Raw genomic sequence first — 23323 nt, forward strand, 5'->3', positions numbered from 1 at the left:
TTCAATCCTTTAAAAAATCAAGCTCTAAAGCAATTTGATCCTCATAACTTTCTCTTTTTCTAATCATTCTTACCTTACCATTTTCACAAGCTAGCTCACATACTCTATTGCGAGTATTATAATTACTACTCATGCTAAAACCATATGCACCTGCGCTTTTAACTATGATCAAATCTCCTGCTTTTGTTTTAGCTAGTTTTCTATCTTTAGCTAAAAAATCTCCACTTTCACAAACCCCACCAACAATATCACAAAGGCTTTCTTCTTTATTTTTGCTCAAAAGCTTGATTTCATGATAAGCACTATATAAACTTGGACGCAATAAATCATTCATCGCCCCATCAACAACCACAAAACGCTTTTTATCATTAAATTTTTCATATAAAACTTTAGTAACAAACTCACCTGCATTTGCCACTAAAAATCTACCAGGTTCCATACCTATACACACATCAAGACCTTGTAAACTTGCTAAAATTCCTTGAGCATAATCATATAAATTTGGCTCTTGTTCATCTTTATAACAAACTCCTAAACCCCCGCCTATATCAAAGAATTTAATATTAATTTTCAAAGCTAAAAGTTCTTTTACTAATTTTGCAACAATCACTGAAGCTTCATGAATACTGCTTATATCAAGAATTTGAGAGCCTATGTGAAAATGCACACCAACTGGCTCTAAAAATTGTGAGTTTTTAGCATAAAGATACATTTTTTTAGCACTTTCTATATCTACACCAAATTTATTTTCATGCAAACCTGTAGAAATATAAGGATGTGTTTTAGCATCTACATTTGGATTTACTCTTATGCTTATACGAGCTATCTTTTGATTTTCTTTAGCAATTTGTTCTAAAAGAAGCATTTCTTCATAGCTTTCTAAATTTACATAAAGTATGTTTTGTTCTAAAGCATATTTTAACTCATCAGCACTTTTACCTACCCCGCTAAAAATAATTTTATAATTTTTAGCTCCTGCTTTTAAAGCTCTATAAATCTCGCCTGCGCTAACACAATCAAACCCACTATCTAAAGAAGCTAAAAGTTTTAAAACACTTAAATTAGAATTTGCTTTAACTGCATAAAAAATTTGTGATTTTCTTGCTTTAAATGCATCTTTTAACATTGTAAAACGTTCTTTGATTTTATCAAAATCATAAATATAAAATGGTGTGTTATATTCTTTTGCTAGTTTTAAATAATCCATAAAAACCTCACTTGTAGTTATTTGTGTTTAAAATAATAAAAACTTCCTATACTCATTAAAATAAATACTGGTAGCATTATACCAAGCTCTGGAAGTAAAATTTCATTTTCGCTCAATCTTGTTAATAAAAACAATAAACCCCAAACTAAAAGTATGCACACAAAAAACACAAAAGCTAAAAGTGCAAGATTAAAAAATCTTGCAGTTAAAGGAAAATAATAATACACAATAAGCATCAAAAATGGGGCAAAAAATGGTGTAAGAATTAAAGAATATAAACTTGTTCTAAGTGTATTAGTAGAAATATTTTGTTTTGCAAAAATCACCATACTTTCTAGTGCGTCTAAAATAGAATAAGAAGGATTACTCTCTACTAAAGAAATTCTTTCTAAAATTTTTGGAGAAAAGTCTTCTAAACCTTTAATATTTTTAAATTCTTCTATACTTAAACCCTCTTTTGAAACAATCAAATTTTGCGGTATATTAGTAGCCTTGGCATCATTTAAATCCCAAGAATCTCCATTAAATTTAGCAGTTTTTGCGTGGATTATGCTTTGAATATCTAAATTTTTTACATCAAAGATTTTTACATTATATAGGGTTTGAGAACTTGTTTTTTGTATATAAATAAATTTATCATTATATTTAATCAAAACTTCCCCGCCCTCTCTATCTACAACGCCACGCTTAAGAATATTACTTTTATATTCATCTGCATAAGCAAAGGAGCTAAAATTAAGTCCAACATAAACACAACAAAAAAACATAGCCCATAAAAAAGGATAAAAAATCACTTGATTTTTACTTAAACCCAAAGCATACAAGCTAACAAATTCATTCGAACGTATCATATTAAAAATACATAAAACCAAAGCAAGGACTATAGCTAAAGGTAGTATATAAGAAGCTGCTGAGCATGTTAAAAAAAATATATACAAAAGCTCTAAATTTGCACTTTTTGGTAGTCTATTGAAATTGAGCAAAAAATCAATCGCTACAAAGAAAAAAGTCAAAGAAAAAAATAAAATAAAAAATGATTTTAAATACAAAGATGAAATATAGCGAAAAAATATACTCATCGTTTAACTTTTTAAAGAATATTTTGAAGCGATTTTTTCTATATCAGAATTTAAAAGCTCAAATAAGGCTTTTTTACTATGTTCTAAAACCTTAGTTAAACTTTCTTGCTCTTCTTGTTTAAATTTCCCCAAAACATGAGAAATTACATCTTGTCCTTTTCCTACTCCTATACGTACTCTCTCATAAGTATTACCACAAAGATTATCTATACTTTTAAGTCCATTATGTCCACCACTTGATCCACCTATTTTAAATTTCAAAGCACCTAAATTTAAATCTATATCATCATGGATTACAATAATTCTATCACATTTATAGTATTCACTAACAGCTTTTACGCTTTCTCCGGATAAATTCATATAAGTGGAAGGTTTTAAAAAAAGAGTAGAAGAGCTTTTAAAAAGCTCTCCTTTAAATTTAGCATTTGAAAGCTTTGTTGTTTGCAAGTCTTTCAAAATCAAGTCAATTAGCATAAACCCTACATTATGACGGGTTTGGGCGTATTGTTCTCCTATATTACCAAGTCCTACGACTAAGGTCATTTTATCTTGCTTTTTCTACGCCAACTACAGCTACTCTATCAGCATCAACCATAGTTACACCCTCAGGTACAACTACATCGCGGATTAAAAGTGCATCACCAACATCAAGTTTAGTTACATCTAATTCAAAATAATTTGGTAAGTTTTCAGCTGCACATTTTACTTTCAATCTTCTTTTTGATTGGATTAAAACACCTTTATTTTTAAGACCCATAGCCGTTCCTACGATTTTTACAGGAACCATATATTTAGAAACAACACCTTTTTGTGCTACTTTTAAATCTACGTGTTTTAATTCTGCAGTTACAGGATCTTTTTGATAATCAACTACCACAACATTTAATACTTTGTCTGCTACTTTTACATCAAAAGCTAAAGTAGTTTTTTTGCGTACTTCTTTAATAAATTCATTTACTTTAAAAGCAGCATTGATGTTTTCTAATCCTTTTCCGTAGATGTTTGCGATTAGATAACCATCTCTTTTTAAAGCTTTAGCAGCTTTTCTACCGATACTCTCTCTAACGATACCTTCTAACATCTGTTTCCTTTCTAAAAAAATAAACGCTAATTATAGCTAAATAAGTTTATAAAGATTTTAAAATATCTTCATAAGCTATGCAAAATTGCTCTAAACCATCATCAAGTAAATCTTTACAAGCTTTGCTTAAAGTATCTTTTGAAATATTTGCATTCAATTTTTTCTCTATACACTCATCTTTTAAAGGCTCTTTAAACACAATTTGCTTACCTTTAAATGCTTTGATAGCATCTAGCGGTGCAGTATTAATAGCTTTATCATAGAGTAATTCTTTAACATAATAATCTTTTTCTAAATCATCACCTTTAACACCCGTACTTGCAAATAAAGCTCTAATATTTGCTTCATTTTGTTTAACGATATAATTATAAGCCTTAGTTGCAGTGAGAATTCCTATATAATTTTTATCTAAAACTTGATTATTTAATAATCTATCAAAACGACTTACAAAAATACTAATAACTGCTTGAGGTTCTTTTTTGATTGCGATATTATTTTTTCTAAATTCTTTTAAACCCAAATTTAAAGCTTCAAAGCATTTTTTAGTTTGCTCAAAATCAAAAATCAAAGTCGCATTGACACTAATACCATTTTTCATTAATTCTTGCATTACTTCATAAGAAGCTTCCGTGGCAGGAATTTTCATCATTACATTTTCTTTTGAAATTTGCGTGTATAATCTTTTTGCCTCGGCTAAAGATAAACTAGTATTATCTTTTAATCTTGGGTCAATTTCAATACTAATAAAACCATCATTATTTTCATAATAATTAATAGCTAATTTATCTGCGGCCTTAGCTATATCTTCTACCGCAAGATACTCATATAAAGCTTTTTTATCTTTAAGATTTGATTTTTTGATTTTTTCTTTATAAATAGCTGAATTTAAAATCGCATTTTTAAAAATAGCAGGATTTGAAGTAGCACCGTTGATTGTTCTTGAGTATATTAAATCTAAAAATTCATGATCTAAAAATTCATTTTCTATAAAATCACACCATAGTGAAAATTTTTTCATTGTATTACCTTTATTATTTCTTTTAAATCTTTTTTATCTATACAAATATCTGCATGGGATCTTAAAATTTCTTTGGCACAAAAAGCTATTTTTAATCCACACTCTTTAAACATAGAAATATCATTAGCTCCATCACCCACACACATAATTTCTTCTGTTTTTAAATTTAAAAATTTCTTAAGTCTTTGTAGTATAATACCTTTTGAGTTATTGAACATAATTTCTCCGCCAACTTTTCCTGTTAACATACCATTTTTACTATGCAAAAAGTTAGCAAAACCAAAATCAAAATGAAGTTTATCTTGTATTAAGTCAATTCCTTCATGAAATCCACCGCTAAAAACAATTATTTTTATGTTTTTATTTTTTAAATACTCGCATAATTCTTTAGCACCATTCATCAAAGGTAAATTTTCACAGCATTTTCTTACTTGATCAATAGGCATTCCCTCAAGCAAGGCTACTCTAGCACTCAAGCTTTCAAAAAAATCAAGCTCACCATTCATTGCTTTGTTGGTGATTGCTTTTACAGCATCACCAACATTATAGTCTTGCGCTAAAATATCGATGGTTTCTCCATCCATTAGCGTAGAATCAAAGTCAAAGGCACAAAGCTTTATCATTAAAACTCACGCTTTAATAAAGCTTCAGCTTTTAATATAGTCAAGATATTTTCTTCTCTTTTACCTATACCAAAAATCATACCTTTTTCTTTTAATAAAGTTTCAGGTGGTGGATCAATCCTGCTTCTGTGAATTTTAATAGCCTCTGTTAATCTATCTATCACAAAACCCGCATTACCTGCAGGAGTTTGATTGCCATTTGCCATACCTTTTAAAACAATATATCTAGTTTGAGGTGTCATTTTAGAACTACCTTGATTAAATCTTTTTGCAAGATCAATCAAAGGCATAACATTACCCCTCATATTAAACACACCTAAAACATAATCAGGCACACTTGGAACCCTAGTATATTCTATAGGTTTAATAATTTCTTGGATATTAAGAATAGGAATAGCATATTCCTCATCTCCAACCACAAAACCAACAAGCTGAATAATATCCTCTTCTTTATCTACATCAGGTTCTGCAATTTGTGCTTGTTGTTTTTGCAAAACCTGGCTTAATTTATCATTCATCTTCTTATCCTAGTTTTAAATTTTTTCTAACTACATTTTCTAAGTACTCTGGAGAGTAAGGCTTAGTAATATACTCAGTCATTCCTACTTCCACACCTCTTAAGCGGTCTGATTTACTAGTTCTTGAAGTTACTGCAACAAGTGGAAGGTTTTTATATTTAGAATACTTTCTAATTTCACCTGCTAGGGTATAACCATCCATTCTTGGCATCTCAATATCAATCAAGACTGCATCAATATCATGTTCGCCTGATTTGATCATATTTAAAGCTTCCACACCATTAGTTGCCTCTACAATACTCACACCTAGTGGTTCTAGTGATTTTTGCATGATATTTCTATCCATTTTAGAATCATCCACTATAAGCACTGTATAATCACTTGGTTTTTCTTTAGCAGTCTTTTTAGATTGTGATTCAATTTGCGCTTTAATATCTACTTTGATTTCTTTAGCTATATCCATCATAGCAGCAACATCAATAATCAAAGTAACTCTACCATCACCACGAATAGTTGCTCCTGCTATACCTTGAATGTTTTGTAAATACTCACCCATAGATTTAATAACAATCTCTTCTTGACCCACTAAAGTATCTACTATAATACCAAGCTTACTTTCTGCTACGCCGATAACAACGACATAAGTTTGATCAGTATTTTCAAGCACTTGTTTTACACCAAATACATCTGAAAGTCTTACTAAAGATAAAACCTCATCTCTTAAGCGTAGTACATTTTTACCTTCAATAGTATAAATATCATCAATTGGCACTCTAACTGTCTCAAGAACACTTGCAAGAGGAATAGCATAAAACTCTTCTTGTGTACCCACAAGCAATGATTGAATAATCGCCAAGGTAAGTGGGATTTTAAGTTTCATCACAGTGCCTTTTCCAAGTTCACTGTCGATTTCAATCACACCATTTAATTTTTCAATATTAGTTTTAACAACGTCCATTCCAACGCCACGACCTGAAACATTAGTAATTTTTTTCGCAGTTGAAAAACCTGGTTTGAAAATCAAAGCAAACGCTTCTTTATCGCTCATTTGATCAGCTTCGCGTTCTGTGATTAGATTTTTCTCCATAGCTTTTGCTTTTAATACATCAGCATCAAGCCCTTTACCATCATCAGCAATCTCTACCACAATGTGGTTTCCTTCATTGTATGCTTTAAGATTAACCGTTCCTTTTTCTGGTTTACCATTAGCCACACGCGTTGCTGGATCTTCTATACCATGATCACATGAGTTTCTAATCATGTGCATAATAGGATCGCCGATTTCCTCCACAATAGACTTATCAAGTTCAGTTTCTTCCCCTGAAATTTCAAGCTCCATTTGCTTACCAAGCTCACGACCCAAATCACGTACAACCCTTGGGAATTTGTTAAATACTTTTGCAATAGGCTGCATTCTTGTCTTCATAACTGCTAACTGAATATCTGTAGTGACAATACTAAGTTGAGAAACAACTTGATTTAATTCTTCTAAGAATTTTTCTCCATCATATCTTTCTTCAACATCATCATAAATTTTCAACAAGCGGTTTTTACCTAGTACTAACTCACCAATTAAGTTCATCAGATGGTCAAGTCTTTTAACTTCAACCCTAATGGTTTGATCCATATTCGCACCACTACTTCCACCACCTGCTGCAGGAACTTTTTTCTCAGCAGTTGCATTTTGGGCTTGAGCGGCTGGTTTACTTGAAGCTGGGTTTGCTTCCTGTGTTTTTTTCTTTTCAGCACGTCTTGCTTGATCTTCAGCTTTTCTTACTTTTAAAAGTCTTTCAATTTCAGCTTCAACCTCATCATCGCTAAGCTTATTAACATCAACTTCAGGCTCTTCAGTTTTTGGTTCTTCTTTTACTTCTTCTTTTGGCTCTTCAACTTTAGTCGGCACAACAGACTCTAAGCTTTCACCTTCTGAAATAGCAGTTAATCTTGCACAAATTGGAGCTATGTCAAGTCCTATTGCTGTATCATTTCCATTATCTCTGATAGAATTTAACAAGGTTTTCATCATATCAATAGACTCTAAAACGACATCCATTACTTCAGGAGTAATTTTAAGCTCATTATGTCTTGCTTTATTTAAAACATCTTCCATGTGATGAGTAAGTTTTGTTAAAACATCAAAATTCAAAAAGCTTGATGAACCTTTAACAGTGTGCGCAACACGGAAAATTCTATTTAATAGTTCTAAGTCTTCAGGATTTGCTTCTAATTCAACCAAATCATGGTCAATTTGCTCGACTAATTCAAAGGCTTCAACTAAAAAATCCTCAAGTATTTCTTGAATATCTTCCATTTTTACTCCTCACCTTTTTCATGTTTTTTAATAACACGAGAAATTTCAGCAAAGAAATCACTTGCGTTAAATTTAACTAAATATCCATCGCCACCTGCTTCTTTAACACCTTTATCACTCATAAATTCATTTGATAAAGAAGAGTTAAACACGATAGGAATATTTTTAAATCTCTCATCATCTCTTACTTTAGCTGCAAAGTGGAAGCCATCCATTTGTGGCATTTCAACATCGCTTACGATGATTTTTAGATGCTTTCTTAAATCAGTACCATAAGCATTGTAAAGCTCTTCTAGTTTTTGTAAGCCTTCAACACCGTCTTTTGCTTCAACAACTTTTAACCCGATTTTATTCAGAATATCTTTTACAAGTTTTCTTGCAGTAGAGCTATCATCAAGCGCTAAAGCCATACCTTCGATTTTTTGGATTTTATCATCTTCAATATCAGTTTGTGGAGTATAAATTCCAAGCTCTTGCACTATGCTTTCTAAATCTAGGATAAGTAAAACCTCATCTCCTTCGATTTTAGTCACACCGGTAATTTTACCCTTATCTAAACTTCCTGCACTTGTTGCAAAAGTAGCTGGTTCTATATTTTTCCAATTTATTCTACGAATTCTTTTTGCTTCATGCACAATAAAACCAATTAAAACATTACTAAATTCAGTAATGATTACCCTAGGTTTTATATTTGTCATTTCTGGTTCTTGAATTTGCATCCATTTTGCTAGGTTGATTACAGGAATCACCACACCACGAAGATCAAAAATACCTTCCACATAGTCAGGTACTCCCGGAATTTCAGTCAAAAAAGGAATTTTAATGATTTCTCTAACCTTAGAAACATTTACACCATAAATTCCCTCATAGACTTTATCGTGGCCTTGCTTAAAGATGCGAAAATCAACAAGTTCCATTTCATTTGAACCTGTTTTAACGACATTCTCATCAAACATTATGCCTCCTTAAGTTCTATTTTGTGAAATCTGATTTCTGGCTCATATTTTACTACAAAAAAACTTTCCTTGTATGCAAAAGTAGCTAAATTTAAATATTTTATATTTTCGTATTCTAAAAACACGTCTTGATGATAATGACCTTCTATCACAAAACCTATATTATAGTGCTTTAAACGCTCTTTTATCAAGGTAGAAAAATGAGGAATTTTTCTAATAAGTTGTTTTTTGTTTTGATTTTTTAGAATTTTTTGAGTTATTTTTTCTTTATTAATAATATTTAAAAAATTTAAAAAAAATAGCAGACAATGATTTCTTAAACTTTTTAAGCAAAATTGCAAAAAAGGTTTTAAAAAAATATCTCCATGGGCTAATTTTACTAAGGTTTTATCTTGAAATTCGCAAAGTAAAGGTTGCTGTTTTATACTAAAAACCTTCACTTTTTTAAAAAATTTAGCCAAATTAAAATCATGATTACCTTCTAAATAAATGATTTCAATTTCATCAGCAAGCTCTTCAAGTAAGTCTATATAAGCTTTTGCAAAACCATGAGTAGCTTTTACTTCATAAATTAAAAGATCAAAAATATCACCCATTAAAAAAAGCTGCGGGGCTTGAATTTTTTTATCTTTTAAGGCTTGTAAAAACTCCCAAAAACCACGCCTATTCTCATTTTCATGCGCATCAGCGATGAAAATAGCATTTTCTTTTATAATTATTTTTTGCAAAAATTAAAATTCCAAAGCTTTGTATTCTATAGAAATGATTTCAAATTCACTCTCGCCTTTTGGTAAACGCACTTTAAAATCATCACCCTCTTTTTTACCAAGCATTGCTTTAGCAATAGGCGAGCTAATGGAAATATAACCTTTTTCTAAATTTCCTTCATTTACCCCTACCAAAGTATAAGTGCTTTGCTTTTCACTTTCTAAATCTTCCACCACAACAGTTGAGCCAAATTTCACACTATCATGTTCATAAGAAGATGGATCGATGATTTGCGCTCTTGAGATCAAATCCCCAAGTTCAGCTATCTTACCTTCTATAAAAGCTTGTTTTTCTCTAGCTGCGTGATATTCTGCATTTTCTTTTAAATCTCCATGGCTTCTTGCTATGTCTATTTCTTCTACTACTTTTGGGCGTTCAACTTTTTTTAAATGTTCTAATTCTTTTTCTAATTTCTCATAGCCATATTTACTCATAGGTTCTTTTTGCATGATTTATCCTTATTTGATTTCATAAAGTATTTTAGCTAAATTTTTTGCACTTGCAAATTGCAAATATTCTTTTAAAAAATCTACTTTATCAAAAAATGCCTTATAATCGTATTTAAGATAAGCTTGATACAAATTTTCCACATTCACTTGCTCTTGTAAAAATTCAGGATTAAGCTCGCTTTTTCCTGCAAAATCTAAAAAGATATTTGCAAGGCCTATGTGTTTGAGTTTTACAAAACATCTTGCGATAAATACATCAATAGCTTTAGCCTTATAAGCAAGCACAAAAGGCGTGCCGACCAAAGCTGCTTCAAGTGTAGCTGTACCACTACAAATAAAAGCAAAATCAGCATTTTTAAGCACTTTTGGGGTATTGCTTTGAATTTCAAAGCCATTTATATCTCCATAAAGTTCTAGTCTTTTTAAATTAAACTCTGGCACACAAAGGATTTTTTTACCTTTAAATTTAGTGCTTAATTCTCTAAAAATAGGCATTAAACGTTTTATTTCACTTTTTCTTGAGCCTGGTAAGAAAGCGATTGTTTTTTCATCATCTTTTTTTGAAAGTATATTTTTTACATCTTCTTGATTTTTAAATTCTTTTATCTCATCTAAAAGTGGATGACCCACATAAGTGCTTTTGCTAAAAAACTCGCTATCAAAAGGCAAGATAGAAGCTAGCACATCAAAATGACTTTCTATGATAGGTATGCGACCTTTTTTCCATGCCCAAACTTGAGGTAAGATATAATAAATTCTTTTTGCTTTGGAATTTGCTTTTTTTAAAGCCTTTGCAAAAGGTATGTTAAAAGCAGGTGAATCTATACATAAAATCGCATCAATTTTTTGAGTAAGACTTAAATTTACTAGCTCTTTTATAGCTTTTTTAGCTTTTAAAATGAGTGGCAAAACCTCTATAAAACCCATAGCGCTAAACTCATGTGAGCTATAAAGTGGCTTGGAATTTAGACTAAATTCTTTACATAAACTCTCATCATAAATTCCTACTAAATCAAATTCTTTATATTCATTTTTATAAGCTTTTAAAACTTCTTTTAAATGCAAATTTGCTGAAGGCTCTAAGGCACAAACTAAAAAGGTTTTCATTAACCTACCTTATATCAATTTTAAAAGACATTTTAACAAATTTTAACTTAGAGTTTAAACCCGCAAAGCGGGTTTAGTTTAATAAAGCGGAGTTGCTTCAACGATAGCAGGAGCAAAGAAAAATAATTCTTTTAATTCTATAGGCACAGAAGGATTTACAGTACAATCATCTAAGCCAAAGCGATTTTCTATAGGCACATGTGCTTCATAAAAAGTACTCATACATTTTACCCCTCCATGCGTTAAAGATCTAATTTGCACAGCAGAACTTGTCGTAGGCATGATAGAAAAAACCGTTTGCATTTGTCCATCTTGTAAATCTTGCTTGCAAGATTTTGTTCCAAAAGTTTTTTCATCCAAAACAGCCAAACACACATCAGCACCTCTAGGGTTTATAAACTGCACATAACCAAAAGGGCGTTGCACGGCATATCTATCTTTTTCTTTTAACTCATCGCTAAGTATTATTTCTTTTAAAAACCAATTTTGCTCTTCTAATATTTCAGAACTATACCTAAAAGGACTTAGTGAAATTCCTGTTTCTAAAGATCTTATGGCAAACATAGGTGTAAAATCTTCTAATTCATCTAAACTAACCTCAGCCCTTAAAAAACTCAAAACCATAAAAAATAAAATACAAATTTTTTTCATCATTTACTCCTAAGGTCTTCTAAAATTCACAGGAAAATGATCAGAAGCTAAAAAAGTCCTAAGTCCTGCTACAGCTAAAAGAGCAATAATTGGCGGTGGATTGTACAAAGAAGCTGTATTGGAATTTCCTGTGATAGCATAGTCAATAATCCTTCCGCTAGTTTGAGTATTAGTATTTGGAGGGATCACTCGTGTACGCGCTCTTAAATCTGGATCAAGTAAAGAAACCAAAGCTCCTGATTCTCTATTAAAATCACCCAAAATCATCCAATTAATCTCTGGTCTATTTCTAAAAAATTGATCCACAGCGCTCACAATAGCTCCACCATCATTACCCCCACTTGCTAAAGCATGTATGCTAAAAAACGCGTCATTTCCTATGCGAATTCCTATAATAGGTCTTGAGGCAACAGTTGGAGGCGGTAAAACAAAAACCTCATCAGCTTGCACTCTACTTACTATAGCCATATTTACACGATTTGCTCCAACATCCACTCTTGAATAATATATAAAAACAGAATTTGGACGACTTGATGAGCCCAAATTCCACTCATACTCATGTATAGGAATTCCAACTCCCACAGGTTGAACTTGTCTTGGAGTCATTATGGCTGTACTTGGCAAAACTCCTGCTTCTTGAACAGCCAAAATATCCATAGGATTAGCACCCGTTACAAGCTGTCTAATACTAATATTCCATTTACTTTCAGTAGAAGCTGATGAGCCTTGTAAATTCCAAGTGCCGCTATTATAATTTTCTAAAGCTCCAAACAATAAATTAAAACCTAAAATTAAAAATATTATCTTTTTCAAAATACCCCTCCTTCAACATAAGGTGATCTTGTTTGAAAAGCAGGCGCACTTATACTCCATTGTCTATCTAAATTTTTTTCTTTTGATTTCAAACAAGGTGTCAAATAAATACTATAATAGTTAAAATAAAACTCCTCCATTACATTTCCAACCGTTGTTTGTATACATTGTTGAGTAGCATAATTTTGAATTTGATAAGCACCATTACTCATAGGAAAAAGACCCCAATATTGTGCAAAATTACTTTGATCACAAGGATAATGCACAATGCCATTTCCATAAGCATTTAAACAAGTGTTAGTTTTTGCGTTTTTAATCATGACTTTATTATTAGGAAATTCAATGAGTTGCCACACTCTTGCATCACCAAAAGGTTTGCTATCAAATAAATTATAACCCCATATCCAATTGCCTGGATTTAACGCCCAAACAGTTAGCGCAGCACCATTTGGATTCATGATAGTTACAAAATCACTCGCAATGCCTGAATTTTCATACAAAGCATTTGAAGTAAATTTATTATCCGAAGTTAACCTTGGCAAGGGTCCTTTTACGGGATTATCCCCTTTAAAAGTATTTGTAGTAACTATTGGTGGTACAAGCGGTATAGCAGGAAAATGCTTACCTTCTATTAAAGCTGGTGTTTTTTGCTTGGCAGGTGGCGTTGGATTTTTACCTATTTTTAAAGGATCAATATCATTTACATCACCCAAAGAACGTCCTAAAGGGTTTAATTGCTCTTTAGAAGAACATCCAATAAAAAAAGCTACAAATGCACTAAATATCATTATGAATTTAATTTTTTGCATTTTTCCTCCTTGAATTAAATTTAAATATACTATCATAATTATAAATAAATTATAATACAAAACACCACTAATAATTTTTCTTTATTTTAAAAAATATTTTATCACTTGTGTTAAAATTTAAAAAAAGGAAAAAATATGAAAGAAATTTTAATAACAAACGATGATGGCTATGAAAGCGAAGGCTTAAAAAAGCTTATTAAAATGCTAAGAAAGCATTTTAAAGCTAAAATCACCATAGTAGCTCCTGCTAGTGAAAAATCAGCATGCTCGCACTCCATAACACTAACCAAACCTTTAAGATTTCACAAGGTTGGAAAAAGATTTTATAAACTTGATGATGGCACACCTGCAGATTGTGTTTATCTTGCTTTGCATGCTTTATACAAAAAGCGTTTACCTGATCTTGTCATAAGTGGGATTAACAAAGGTGCTAATGTAGGCGAGGATATAACCTACTCAGGAACTTGCGCAGGTGCTATGGAAGCAGTGCTTCATGGAATTCCTGCAATTGCTTTATCACAATTTTACAAAGATAGCCAAAAAGAGCTTGATTATAAACTTGCTTTAAAGCTTACTAAAAAAATAGTCAAAAATATCTTTGAAAAGGGCTTTCCTTTAGATAAAAAAGAATTTTTAAATATCAACTTTCCTTCTAGTAAAACAGCCTTTCAAGGCTTAAAAATTTGCAAAGCAGGTAAAAGAATTTATAGTTATGAAGCACACTCAAATACAAATCCAAGAGGTGTAGAATACTACTGGCTAGCTGCTGCTAATCTTGATCATGAAAATGAAAAAGACTCAGACATAGCACTTTTAAAACAAGGCTATGCCACAATAACACCTATAATGCTTGATCTAACAGCTTATAATCAAATGAAAAATCTCAAAAAATGGATGAAAAATGGATAGATACACGCGTATAAAATGGCTTGTTAATGAAGAAAATTTTATTAAATTTCAAAATACCAAAGTTTTAGTTTGCGGACTTGGTGGAGTTGGTGGAATTTGTGTTGATGCGCTTTTTAGAAGTGGCTTTAGCAATCTAACTTTAATCGATGCAGATAAATTTGAAACTACTAATCAAAACCGCCAACTTCATAGTGAAAATATAGGCGTAGAAAAAGCTAAGGTTTTTGAACGCATTTACAATGCCAAAGGTATAGTTGGTAAAATCGATGATGAGTTTTTAAAAAGTTTTGATCTAAGCGAGTTTGATTTAATCATTGATGCGATTGATGATATACCTGCTAAGGTTGCTTTGGCTAACTTGGTTGATTTAAAAAAGCAAATTTTTATCTCATCAACCGGTGGAGCTAGAAAGCTTGATCCAACGCGTATTAAAACGACAAGTATATTTAAAACACACGGCGATGCCCTAGCTAAAAAATTCCGTTATGAGCTTAGAAAATCAGGCTTTAAAGGGGATTTTGATGTGGTATTTTCAGATGAAGAAGCTCATTGTAAAGATCTTGGCTCATTTATGGGTGTGACAGCCTCTTTTGGACTTGCTTTAGCTTCTTTGGCTTTAAGGAAAGTGCTTGATAAGAAAGCTTGATATAAAAGACTTAGCTTCTTGTATCAAGCTTTTTAAGCAAAGCGTATCTACTCTTTGTAAAAATGATTACACAAAAGAACAAATTCATGCATGGATTAATATAGATCAAAAAGCTTGGGAAGAAAAATTTCAAAATCAACTAGGCTTTGTTTATGAAGAAAAAGGTCAAATCATATCTTTTATAAGTATAAATTTAGAAGAAAAAACTCTCGATCTTTGCTTTACTCATGCAAGCTATGCTCATCAAGGTTATGGCAAAGCTTTATTAGAATTTGCTCTTAAAAACTACCCTTATAGTGAAATTTATACTTTTGCTAGCCTTAGTGCTAAAAATTTCTTTTTAAAAGCAGGATTTAAAATCATCAAAGAAAACATTGTTATAATAGATCAACAAGAATTGAAAAATTTTTTAATGAAAAAGGAAATAAAATGAAAAAAATACTTTTACTTTTTAGTCTTTTTTGCTCTTTTGCTTTGGCAAATGAAAATTTAAAAGATCTTTTTAAAGATTACAATGAAAGTGGAGTTTTTATAGCTTACGATGGCAAGGATTATTATAGTAATGATTTTACAAAAGCAAACAAACGCATCCTACCTGCCTCTACTTTTAAAATTTTCAATGCCCTAATCGCACTTAATGAAGGTATTGTAAAAGATACCAATGAAATTTTTTATCATTACAAAGGTGAAAAGGTATTTTTACTCTCTTGGAAAAATGACGCAAATTTAGCCCTAGCTATGCAAAGATCACAACTACCTGCCTATAAAGAACTAGCTAGAAAAATCGGCTTAGAAAAAATGCAAAAAAACCTAAATAAACTCAACTATGGCAACCAAAAAATAAGTAAAATCGATGAATTTTGGATAGATGACTCTTTACAAATTAGTCTTAAAGAACAAGCAAACTTACTTTTTGAACTAGCAAATCTAAAATTAGATTATCCTAAAAATATACAAAAAGAAATTATAAATATAATAAAACTTAGTGAAAATAGCCATTATGAGTTTTTTGCAAAAACAGGCTGGGGTAAAGAAAAATACGGACAAATCGTAGGTTTTATAAAAGATAAAAAAACTCATCAAATTTATGCTTTTGCTTTATGTATGGATATAAGTGATTTTAACAAGCTTTATCTAAGAGAAGAATTAGCAAAAAAATATCTATCAAATTTAATAAACTTGGCACATAAAAAATAAAGGATGATAAGTCAAGGTATTTTGAAATTCTTTTTCATAGTTTTTTAAAAATGCCTTGCTTATAAAAAATTTATCACTCAAAGCATTTACCCCGCTTAATTTCAAATGTCTAAAAAGCTCTAAAGTATGATCAAATTTTAGCTCTTTTAACTCTTCTTTTGCCTTTATGATCTTAAAATTTTTAGAAAGCTTTTGCCTAATTTGCTCTAAAGTTAAATATTCAAGTGATAAATTAGTGCTTTGTTTTATTTGAGTGAAATTTTTTTCTCCAAAAGTAGAAAAAAGCAAAACCCCATTTTTACTTAGCATGCTTGCAAGATTTTCTAAAAGCTCATCTATCTTTAGCCACTGCATACAAGCATTTGAAGCTATAAGATCAAATTTTTTCGTATAAAAATGATGATTTTTAAGTTCATTCATATCAAAAACACCAAATTCATCAAACTTACAAGGATTTTCAAAAGGATAAATATCATTTAAAAAATAATGCTTAAATTTAATGCTCTCTTGCAAAGCCTTGCTAAAAACCCCTACCCCACAGCCAAACTCAAACACCGCTTCAAAATCTCTAAAATCACTCTCACTAAGCATTTTACAAAGCTCTTTAGCCATGTCTTTTTGCACTGGTGTATTTGCGCTATAAGTATCTTTTGCTCTTATGAAAGTTTGCAAAGCTCTTCCCAAGTGTGGTATTTAAAAAATGCAAAATGTGGCTCATCAATAAACATTGCCTTTTCTTTGAAAAAATTAAAAGCATGTTTTGGTGGAAAAATTTTATCCTCTTTGCTAATTATGGCTTTATCCCAAGTGAAATTTTCATTTAAATCCTTAGTACAAAACTCATATAAGCTTAAAAGTTCTGCTTTTAAATGTTCGTTTTTTTCAAAATAAAATCCATCACTTAAACTCATTCTTTCTTCAAGCAAATTTGCTTTAAAATCCTCTAAAACAAATCTTTTCATTGTAAGTTTAAAAATGGCTTTTTTAATCCCAAATTCATCATCTATAGGTAAATTTGTACCATTTATGGCTATTTTTTTATCAAATTTTATATCTTTTAAAATTTTACTCGCTACACAAACTCCCATGGAAAAGCCAATAAGAGTTATTTTTTCAAATTTATGAAGATCAAATTCCCAATCAAAACTCGTATAATCATACACCATTAAAACATTTACATCACTTTTTAAATGTGCAAAATGGCTAAAATGCGAGCAAAATCCTGAAAAAAATAAAATCAACTCAGATGAATTTGCATTTTTATGTAAAAAATGAGTTTTCAAAGTACCTCCAAAACCTTTTCTAAGTCTTTTTTCACTAGCCCAGCATGCAAAGAAAAGCGAATTCTAGCTGTATTTTTAGCCACGGTAGGCTCTTTAATAGCAGGTGCAAAAACACCATTTTCTAAAAGCTTTTGTGAAATTTCACTAGCTAATGCATTTTGCCCTAAAATAAAAGATATCACATAAGCCTCGCCTAAAACTGCACCTTTACTTGCTAAAGCATTTTTAAACCAAGCACTTAACCCTAAAAGCTCTTTTCTTTGAGCGTTAAATTCATGTAAATGCTTAAAAACATGCAAAGTCCAAGCTACATTGATGGGTGCAATAGCAGTTGAGTATATAAAGGCTCTTGCTTTGTTGATAAAAAAATCTTTCTCATCACTTATCATACAAGCTCCCATGGAAGCTATGGTCTTACCAAAGGTAAAAACTAAAAAATCCACTTCCTTTTCTAAACCCAAAAATTTCACATAACCCAAACCATCATCATTAAAACACCCTATGCTATGAGCTTCGTCGATGTAAATTTTGATATTTTTAAACTCTTTTTTTAAATTTATGATTTCTTTTATAGGTGCAAAATCTCCATCCATGCTAAATAGCGCTTCACTTATGATGATAATATTTTCAAATTCTTTATAATGCTTTTGCACTAAGCTTTGTAAATGTTTTATATCATTATGTTTAAACCTTATAAATTTAGCCCCGCCAAGCCTTAAACCATCGATGATACTTGCATGCACTTGCTTATCTGCTAAAAACAAAGTATTTTTAATGCTTGCTAAAGCTTGCAAACAGCTAACATTTAAGGCATAGCCATTGTTAAAATGCAAAATTTTTTTGCCCAACTTAGCTTCTAAAAAGCTTTCAAATTCATCAAAAATCGCATAATTGCCACTCAAGCTTCTTGAACTTGAACTAGAAAATTCAAATTCTTTTAAATGTGTTAAAAAATCTTGCTTTAATGCTTTTTCGTTGCTTAAATTTAAATAATCATTGCTCGCTAAATTTAGCAATTTTTGCTCATTATAAACGACATATTTTCCCTCATGCCCTAATGAGCGTAGAATTCTAAAATTATCTTGTTGTTTTAACGCATCTAAAATTTGTGCAATTTGCATACTCAACCTATTGTTACTATTTAAATATTCAATTATACAAAAAATGTTAAAAGAAGTGATTGCTATTTTTAGATAACACATAAACTTAAATGTAGTATCATTAGCAATAAAAATCAAAGAAGTAAAAATGAATTTAAAAGAACTAGACTTAAAACACATTTGGCACCCTTGCACGCAAATGAGCGATCATGAGTTTTTACCTTTAATACCTATAAAAAAAGCTAAGGGAGTATATTTGTATGATTTTGATGAAAAATCTTACATAGACTGCATTAGCTCTTGGTGGGTAAATATCTTTGGCCATTGTAATGAATATATCAATGAAAAAATCAAAGATCAGCTACAAAACTTAGAGCATGTTATACTTGCAGGCTTTTCGCATGAGCCTATCATAAAGCTTTCGCAAAGACTTTGTAAGCTTTTGCCTTTTGATAAATGCTTTTTTGCAGACAATGGTAGTTCGGCCATAGAAGTGGCTTTAAAAATGAGCTTTCAATACCACTTAAACAATGGCTCTAAAAAGGATAAATTCTTATCGCTTAGCAATTCTTACCATGGAGAAACCTTAGGCGCATTAAGCGTTGGCGATGTAGCACTTTATAAAAAAACCTATGAGCCTTTACTTTTAAAAAGTATCACAACACCTGTGCCAACAAACAAAGACTATACAAAAGAACTTGAAATTTTAGAAAGTATTTTAAAAAATCATCATCATGAAATTTGTGCTTTTATACTTGAGCCTTTACTTCAATGTGCGGGCAATATACATATGTATGAGCTTGGGTATTTAGATGAGGCGGTTAAACTTGCTAAAGATTATGGTGTGCAAGTGATATTTGATGAGATAGCCACAGGTTTTGGACGCACAGGGGAAATGTTTGCGCTTGATTATTGCTCACAAAGTATTGATTATATATGTCTTTCTAAAGCTATCACGGGTGGGTATTTACCACTTTCAGTGGTGCTTACTAAAGATGAAATTTATGAGAAATTTTATGATAGCTATGAGAGCCAAAAGGCCTTTTTACACTCTCACTCTTACACGGGTAATGCCCTAGCTTGTGCAGCGGCTAATGCGACTTTGGATATTTTTGAAAAAGAAAATATCATCGCAAAAAATAAAATCAAAAGTGCTTTTATAAAAACTCAATGGGAGAGTTTAAAAGAATTTGACTTTTTAGGAAATTTTAGAAATTTAGGTATGGTAAGTGCATTTGATATACAAAAAAGCAAATATAAAAGAGCAGGACTTGAAGTCTTTCAAAGAGCCTTAGAAAAAGGCTTGCTTTTAAGACCACTTGGAAATACAATTTATTTCATGCCACCATATGTTATAAATGAAGATGAGATTGCTTATGTAGTGCAGTCTTTAAGAGAAATTTTTAAAGATTTTTGAAAGTTTTTCACACACTTTATCATCAAATTCTATGATAGGAATTTTAGCGTAATTGCTTATAAAATCCTTGCTAAAATTATCTTGAGTTTTTAAGATTAAAGCAAGGATTTTAATATCCCTTTGTTTTAGTGCTTCTATGCTTAAAAGAGTGTGATTGATACTTCCTAGATAGTCTTTTGCTACTAAAATCGTAGGGTACTTAAACACACTCATATAATCAATCATTGTTTTTTCATCATCAAGGGGCGAAAAAAGCCCACCAGCTAGCTCGATGATGAGTTTATCACTTTGTGGAATTTGTATATCAAAAGCTTTATAGCTTAAATTTTCTAAAATCCTGCCTTTGTGCGGGGAAGCAGGGGTTTTTAAAAACACACCTTCTTTGAAAATCTTAGTTTTTGGACTAAACTCAGCTACTACCTCGCTATCTTTTGGCGTGCCTGCTTGGATAAGCTTAAAATAATCAAAATCCAATTCCTTACAAAGTCTAGCACTTAGATAAGTTTTACCAACATCTGTGTCTATACCACTAATGTATATTTTCATTTTAAGCCTATGAAAGTATTTTTAAACCCACAGTACAAGCAATGATAAGAGCAATTAAAAAAAGCTTTAAAAAGCTTTTACTTTCTTTGTAAAAAAGCACTCCGATGATAACCCCGCCTGCAGTTCCAGCTCCTGTCCATATAGAATAAGCCACACTCATAGCAATGCTTTGCATACTAAGGCTTAAAAACCCAAACGAAAAACCAAAACACACTATCAAAGCTAAAAGATAAAGCTTATTTTTAGTGCTTACAAGTTGTTTCATGATAATCACACCAAAAATTTCAAAAGCAGTCGCTAAAAATAAAAAAAACCATTCCATTATTTAGCTTCCTTGCTTACAATCTTAAGACCTATGATACTTAAAAGCAAAATGGCTATTAAAGCAAGCTTAGTAATGGAAGTTAGCTCATTGAAAATAAACATCTCATTAAGCACCACTCCAACTGTGCCAATACCCACAAAGACACTATAAGCAATGCTTACTTCAAGTCTTTCGCAAGCTTTTAAAAAACATGTAAAAGATATGCTTACACCAATAGCTGTTAAAGCATAATGCCAAATTTCAGTTGAGTATTTTAAACCACTCACCCAAAAACACTCAACCAAACCACCTAAAATAACCATAAACCAACCAAAATTAGAGCTTATTTTTGTTCTTTCTATCATAATTTACCTTTTTTTCAAAAGCGCAAATTATAACTAAATTTACAAAACAATAAGCTCTATAAAGTTAAATTTTCTTACTTTCTACCTCTTTTAATATAGATTGAGAGATGTTTCCTACGGCTTTGGTAGCTTCGTTTGTAAAATTAGCGATTTCTACATTTTCCTTTGTAACATCTTCTAAATTAACTATGGCATCATTAATCTGTGTAATACTTTGAGTTTGCTCTTGCATTGATATAGAAACATCATTAACACTTTGAACTAAAATATTAACATTAGCCTCTATCTCTCCTAAGCTTTTTTCTGTTTTTTCAGCTAAATGACGTACCTCATCAGCTACCACTGCAAACCCTCGTCCATGCTCACCCGCACGAGCTGCTTCAATAGCTGCATTTAAAGCTAGTAAATTGGTTTGATCTGCTATATCTTTAATTACATTCACAATTTCTTTGATATTTTCAGCTTGTGTTACCACTTCTTTTGTTTTATCTCCCACATTTTGCATAGAAATATTGATCTGATCTACCGCGTGTATTGATTTTTCAAGTGATTGAGATTGAGAGTGTGTCCCATCTACTAATTTTTGCATAGATTCTTCTAGTTTTACACTTTGCAAAGTTAGTTCTTTTGCAAAAGTAGAGGATGAAATAAGCATTTTTTTAATTTCATCACCTAAAACATTTGTTGTAATTTCTACATTACCTTTTGCATTTTGAACCTGAGTAGAAAAATCTAATGCCTTATAACTTTCAAGTACTCTATCAAGTTCATTGATATTAGAACCTATTTTTTCTTCTAAAACTTTTAACATACCATTTAAAATATTTTTCAATTCTATAAGTTGAGGGTTAATAGGATTTTTATCTAATCTCACTGATAAATTTCCAAGTTCAATTTCTTTAACTTTTTGCACACTCTCAGAAACTGCTTCTTGGTCTTTATGTAAATTGTTTTGAATGCTTACAATACTTTCGCTAATCTCACGAGCAATAATTGCAAATTCATCATTTCCTTTAAGATCTATTTTTATTAAATCCATTTTCTTTTTATAGTTTAAGCTATCAAAAAAACTTTCTAAAGTATTTTTGATCACTATAATTTTTTTAAGAAAATAATCTATCATACCACCCAATATAGCTATAATTATCAATACAAATATTACTCCAAAAATAATTTGAGTTATCAAGAGCTTATCAAAAACCTCATCATAATCTTTTAAAGAATTCGCAGAACACAACATCATTTCATTTGCGGTATTTATACATACTGCTACACGCTGATCACCTTTTAAAGTATACTCGATCAAATTTGTTGGCTCATTTGGGGTTAAACTTGCAACACTAATAAACATTTTTATCGCATTTGCTATTTCAGTCTCTTTGTTTAAATCAATATACCCAGAAGAATGAGCAATTAAGTTTCCATTACTATTAATTAAAAACACACTATTGCTTGGAGTTATTTTTAACTCCTCAAAAGCTTTTCGCATATCATCAAGGAAAATTTCACCTGCTAAAACACCTATAAATTTTCCATCTATTTCTATGGGAGCTGTTATAGATACAACCATTTTTTTGGTTACTACATCTTCAAAAGGATCTGAAATATTGATTTTTCTAGTATCCTTTGTGAGTTTATACCAAGATCTTACTCTAGCGTCAAAACCATCTTTTTCTTGATTTAAAATAAAATGCTTACCTTTAGAATTAATATCAACATCAATCAAACTACCATCTTTTTCATATCCTACATAAATAGCTGTAAAAGAATGTAAAGAAAAAATATATTCTAAAAATTTAGCCACATGCTCTTTGTCTGTATTTTTGCCAGCTACAATACTTTTAGATATTCTCTCAATACTTTCTTTTCTTGAATTAAAATAAAGCTCAGCAAAACTTTTTCCGTTTTTAACGCTTTCTTGCTTACCATGAGTAATACTTTGTAAAATATCTCTTTTAGAAGAATGATAATTTATACCTACAAAAATTCCAAAGCCTATAAGCAAAATTAAGGCCGTAAGTATAGATATTCTTCTTGCAATAATAGTTTTAAACATTAACAAACCTCCAAATTTTGTCGTAAATATAAAAATATTGTAATGTAATTATTAAAAATTTCTTAGTATTTATTAATAAATTAATTTAAAAAATAAAAATTTGTTTTAAA

General features: G+C 30.8%; 26 protein-coding genes and 2 pseudogenes. 5 read left to right on the plus strand and 23 right to left on the minus strand.

Features of this window, described 5'->3' with window-relative positions; all coding sequences use genetic code 11:
- Position 1: 1 nt before the first annotated feature.
- From lysA to CD56_RS07025, 15 genes are all read right to left on the minus strand, one after another.
- Positions 2–1207 (minus strand): diaminopimelate decarboxylase, encoded by a 1206-nt coding sequence (lysA, locus tag CD56_RS06955; protein WP_047208622.1) that lies wholly within the window; start codon positions 1205–1207, stop codon positions 2–4.
- Between the two features lie 17 nt (positions 1208–1224).
- Complete coding sequence (locus CD56_RS06960) at positions 1225–2286, minus strand: LptF/LptG family permease (RefSeq protein WP_047208623.1); 1062 nt, start codon at positions 2284–2286, stop codon at positions 1225–1227.
- 3 nt (positions 2287–2289) lie between these two features.
- Positions 2290–2829: an aminoacyl-tRNA hydrolase gene (gene pth, locus CD56_RS06965; RefSeq protein WP_039619201.1), complete on the minus strand. Its 540-nt coding sequence runs from the start codon at positions 2827–2829 to the stop codon at positions 2290–2292.
- Position 2830: 1 nt separating this feature from the next.
- Complete coding sequence (locus CD56_RS06970; protein WP_039619203.1) at positions 2831–3367, minus strand: 50S ribosomal protein L25/general stress protein Ctc; 537 nt, start codon at positions 3365–3367, stop codon at positions 2831–2833.
- A 46-nt stretch (positions 3368–3413) separates the two neighbouring features.
- Positions 3414–4385 carry a transaldolase gene (locus CD56_RS06975; RefSeq protein ID WP_047208624.1) on the minus strand — a complete coding sequence of 324 codons (972 nt, stop codon included), beginning with the start codon at positions 4383–4385 and terminating at the stop codon, positions 3414–3416.
- Positions 4382–5008: a phosphoserine phosphatase SerB gene (gene serB, locus CD56_RS06980; RefSeq protein WP_047208625.1), complete on the minus strand. Its 627-nt coding sequence runs from the start codon at positions 5006–5008 to the stop codon at positions 4382–4384. Before serB ends, CD56_RS06975 begins: the two co-directional genes overlap by 4 nt.
- Positions 5008–5526 (minus strand): chemotaxis protein CheW, encoded by a 519-nt coding sequence (locus CD56_RS06985; RefSeq protein ID WP_039619209.1) that lies wholly within the window; start codon positions 5524–5526, stop codon positions 5008–5010. The genes serB and CD56_RS06985 overlap by 1 nt, the downstream gene beginning before the upstream one ends.
- A 4-nt stretch (positions 5527–5530) precedes the next feature.
- A complete protein-coding gene (locus CD56_RS06990; RefSeq protein ID WP_047208626.1) occupies positions 5531–7837 on the minus strand; it encodes a hybrid sensor histidine kinase/response regulator in 2307 nt (768 codons plus the stop codon).
- 2 nt (positions 7838–7839) lie between these two features.
- On the minus strand, positions 7840–8793 hold the full coding sequence (locus CD56_RS06995; protein WP_047208627.1) for a chemotaxis protein: 954 nt from the start codon (positions 8791–8793) through the stop codon (positions 7840–7842).
- Positions 8793–9521, minus strand: coding sequence for a UDP-2,3-diacylglucosamine diphosphatase (locus CD56_RS07000; protein WP_080956342.1), 729 nt, complete (start codon positions 9519–9521; stop codon positions 8793–8795). Before CD56_RS07000 ends, CD56_RS06995 begins: the two co-directional genes overlap by 1 nt.
- A 3-nt stretch (positions 9522–9524) precedes the next feature.
- Complete coding sequence (gene greA / locus CD56_RS07005; protein ID WP_039619215.1) at positions 9525–10010, minus strand: transcription elongation factor GreA; 486 nt, start codon at positions 10008–10010, stop codon at positions 9525–9527.
- A 9-nt stretch (positions 10011–10019) separates the two neighbouring features.
- A complete protein-coding gene (gene lpxB, locus CD56_RS07010) occupies positions 10020–11117 on the minus strand; it encodes a lipid-A-disaccharide synthase (RefSeq protein WP_047208628.1) in 1098 nt (365 codons plus the stop codon).
- A gap of 78 nt (positions 11118–11195) precedes the next feature.
- Positions 11196–11768, minus strand: a complete 573-nt coding sequence (locus CD56_RS07015) for an RICIN domain-containing protein (protein ID WP_047208629.1) — start codon at positions 11766–11768, stop codon at positions 11196–11198.
- A gap of 9 nt (positions 11769–11777) precedes the next feature.
- Positions 11778–12581 (minus strand): cytolethal distending toxin subunit B family protein, encoded by an 804-nt coding sequence (locus CD56_RS07020; protein ID WP_047208630.1) that lies wholly within the window; start codon positions 12579–12581, stop codon positions 11778–11780.
- Positions 12578–13390, minus strand: coding sequence for a cytolethal distending toxin subunit A/C (locus tag CD56_RS07025; RefSeq protein ID WP_047208631.1), 813 nt, complete (start codon positions 13388–13390; stop codon positions 12578–12580). The genes CD56_RS07020 and CD56_RS07025 overlap by 4 nt, the downstream gene beginning before the upstream one ends.
- Positions 13391–13525: 135 nt before the next feature.
- On the opposite strand from CD56_RS07025, the gene surE reads away from it, so the two are divergent.
- Genes surE through blaOXA form a run of 4 tightly spaced genes read left to right on the plus strand, consistent with a single transcriptional unit; the run spans position 13526 to position 16142 of the window.
- Entirely contained in the window at positions 13526–14299 is a 774-nt protein-coding gene (surE, locus tag CD56_RS07030) for a 5'/3'-nucleotidase SurE (protein WP_047208632.1), read from the plus strand.
- Complete coding sequence (locus tag CD56_RS07035) at positions 14292–14945, plus strand: ThiF family adenylyltransferase (RefSeq protein ID WP_047208633.1); 654 nt, start codon at positions 14292–14294, stop codon at positions 14943–14945. Before surE ends, CD56_RS07035 begins: the two co-directional genes overlap by 8 nt.
- The gene (locus tag CD56_RS07040) at positions 14929–15378 is read left to right on the plus strand and encodes a GNAT family N-acetyltransferase (protein ID WP_047208634.1); all 450 of its coding nucleotides are present in this window, start codon (positions 14929–14931) and stop codon (positions 15376–15378) included. The genes CD56_RS07035 and CD56_RS07040 overlap by 17 nt, the downstream gene beginning before the upstream one ends.
- Positions 15375–16142 (plus strand): OXA-493 family class D beta-lactamase, encoded by a 768-nt coding sequence (blaOXA, locus tag CD56_RS07045; protein WP_047208635.1) that lies wholly within the window; start codon positions 15375–15377, stop codon positions 16140–16142. The genes CD56_RS07040 and blaOXA overlap by 4 nt, the downstream gene beginning before the upstream one ends.
- Here blaOXA and bioC read toward each other — a convergent pair.
- From bioC to CD56_RS07060, 3 genes are read right to left on the minus strand one after another with little or no spacing between them, the layout of a single operon-like run.
- Positions 16116–16814 carry a malonyl-ACP O-methyltransferase BioC gene (bioC, locus tag CD56_RS07050; protein WP_052768389.1) on the minus strand — a complete coding sequence of 233 codons (699 nt, stop codon included), beginning with the start codon at positions 16812–16814 and terminating at the stop codon, positions 16116–16118. The genes blaOXA and bioC overlap by 27 nt on opposite strands.
- Positions 16799–17425 carry a pimeloyl-ACP methyl esterase BioG family protein gene (locus CD56_RS07055; protein WP_047208637.1) on the minus strand — a complete coding sequence of 209 codons (627 nt, stop codon included), beginning with the start codon at positions 17423–17425 and terminating at the stop codon, positions 16799–16801. Before CD56_RS07055 ends, bioC begins: the two co-directional genes overlap by 16 nt.
- Positions 17422–18546, minus strand: coding sequence for an aminotransferase class I/II-fold pyridoxal phosphate-dependent enzyme (locus tag CD56_RS07060; RefSeq protein ID WP_047208822.1), 1125 nt, complete (start codon positions 18544–18546; stop codon positions 17422–17424). The genes CD56_RS07055 and CD56_RS07060 overlap by 4 nt, the downstream gene beginning before the upstream one ends.
- 127 nt (positions 18547–18673) lie before the next feature.
- Between CD56_RS07060 and CD56_RS07065 the strand changes: the two genes are divergently transcribed.
- Complete coding sequence (locus CD56_RS07065; protein ID WP_047208638.1) at positions 18674–19942, plus strand: adenosylmethionine--8-amino-7-oxononanoate transaminase; 1269 nt, start codon at positions 18674–18676, stop codon at positions 19940–19942.
- Here CD56_RS07065 and bioD read toward each other — a convergent pair.
- From bioD to CD56_RS08580, 5 genes and pseudogenes are all read right to left on the minus strand, one after another.
- The gene (gene bioD, locus CD56_RS07070; RefSeq protein WP_047208639.1) at positions 19916–20488 is read right to left on the minus strand and encodes a dethiobiotin synthase; all 573 of its coding nucleotides are present in this window, start codon (positions 20486–20488) and stop codon (positions 19916–19918) included. The two genes, CD56_RS07065 and bioD, sit on opposite strands and share 27 nt — an antisense overlap.
- A 7-nt stretch (positions 20489–20495) precedes the next feature.
- Positions 20496–20810 carry a DMT family transporter gene (locus CD56_RS07075; protein WP_039619256.1) on the minus strand — a complete coding sequence of 105 codons (315 nt, stop codon included), beginning with the start codon at positions 20808–20810 and terminating at the stop codon, positions 20496–20498.
- Positions 20810–21157, minus strand: coding sequence for a DMT family transporter (locus tag CD56_RS07080; RefSeq protein WP_047208640.1), 348 nt, complete (start codon positions 21155–21157; stop codon positions 20810–20812). The genes CD56_RS07075 and CD56_RS07080 overlap by 1 nt, the downstream gene beginning before the upstream one ends.
- Before the next feature lie 64 nt (positions 21158–21221).
- A pseudogene (locus CD56_RS08575) lies at positions 21222–21620 on the minus strand (methyl-accepting chemotaxis protein); the annotation flags it as partial.
- A gap of 819 nt (positions 21621–22439) precedes the next feature.
- Positions 22440–23213 (minus strand): annotated as a pseudogene (locus CD56_RS08580) (cache domain-containing protein); the annotation flags it as partial.
- Positions 23214–23323 lie beyond the last annotated feature (110 nt).

This window comes from Campylobacter lari (assembly GCF_001017575.1).
In the GTDB taxonomy this organism is placed as follows: Bacteria; Campylobacterota; Campylobacteria; order Campylobacterales; family Campylobacteraceae; genus Campylobacter_D; species Campylobacter_D lari_C.

Bases quoted from the DNA above. Each gene is read 5' to 3' on its own strand.
- lysA (WP_047208622.1), bottom strand. From the start codon at position 1,207: ATGGATTATTTAAAACTAGCAAAAGAATATAACACACCATTTTATATT.
- CD56_RS06960 (WP_047208623.1), bottom strand. From the start codon at position 2,286: ATGAGTATATTTTTTCGCTATATTTCATCTTTGTATTTAAAATCATTT.
- pth (WP_039619201.1), bottom strand. From the start codon at position 2,829: ATGACCTTAGTCGTAGGACTTGGTAATATAGGAGAACAATACGCCCAA.
- CD56_RS06970 (WP_039619203.1), bottom strand. From the start codon at position 3,367: ATGTTAGAAGGTATCGTTAGAGAGAGTATCGGTAGAAAAGCTGCTAAA.
- CD56_RS06975 (WP_047208624.1), bottom strand. From the start codon at position 4,385: ATGAAAAAATTTTCACTATGGTGTGATTTTATAGAAAATGAATTTTTA.
- serB (WP_047208625.1), bottom strand. From the start codon at position 5,008: ATGATAAAGCTTTGTGCCTTTGACTTTGATTCTACGCTAATGGATGGA.
- CD56_RS06985 (WP_039619209.1), bottom strand. From the start codon at position 5,526: ATGAATGATAAATTAAGCCAGGTTTTGCAAAAACAACAAGCACAAATT.
- CD56_RS06990 (WP_047208626.1), bottom strand. From the start codon at position 7,837: ATGGAAGATATTCAAGAAATACTTGAGGATTTTTTAGTTGAAGCCTTT.
- CD56_RS06995 (WP_047208627.1), bottom strand. From the start codon at position 8,793: ATGTTTGATGAGAATGTCGTTAAAACAGGTTCAAATGAAATGGAACTT.
- greA (WP_039619215.1), bottom strand. From the start codon at position 10,010: ATGCAAAAAGAACCTATGAGTAAATATGGCTATGAGAAATTAGAAAAA.
- lpxB (WP_047208628.1), bottom strand. From the start codon at position 11,117: ATGAAAACCTTTTTAGTTTGTGCCTTAGAGCCTTCAGCAAATTTGCAT.
- CD56_RS07015 (WP_047208629.1), bottom strand. From the start codon at position 11,768: ATGAAAAAAATTTGTATTTTATTTTTTATGGTTTTGAGTTTTTTAAGG.
- CD56_RS07025 (WP_047208631.1), bottom strand. From the start codon at position 13,390: ATGCAAAAAATTAAATTCATAATGATATTTAGTGCATTTGTAGCTTTT.
- surE (WP_047208632.1), top strand. From the start codon at position 13,526: ATGAAAGAAATTTTAATAACAAACGATGATGGCTATGAAAGCGAAGGC.
- CD56_RS07035 (WP_047208633.1), top strand. From the start codon at position 14,292: ATGGATAGATACACGCGTATAAAATGGCTTGTTAATGAAGAAAATTTT.
- blaOXA (WP_047208635.1), top strand. From the start codon at position 15,375: ATGAAAAAAATACTTTTACTTTTTAGTCTTTTTTGCTCTTTTGCTTTG.
- CD56_RS07060 (WP_047208822.1), bottom strand. From the start codon at position 18,546: ATGCAAATTGCACAAATTTTAGATGCGTTAAAACAACAAGATAATTTT.
- CD56_RS07065 (WP_047208638.1), top strand. From the start codon at position 18,674: ATGAATTTAAAAGAACTAGACTTAAAACACATTTGGCACCCTTGCACG.
- bioD (WP_047208639.1), bottom strand. From the start codon at position 20,488: ATGAAAATATACATTAGTGGTATAGACACAGATGTTGGTAAAACTTAT.
- CD56_RS07075 (WP_039619256.1), bottom strand. From the start codon at position 20,810: ATGGAATGGTTTTTTTTATTTTTAGCGACTGCTTTTGAAATTTTTGGT.
- CD56_RS07080 (WP_047208640.1), bottom strand. From the start codon at position 21,157: ATGATAGAAAGAACAAAAATAAGCTCTAATTTTGGTTGGTTTATGGTT.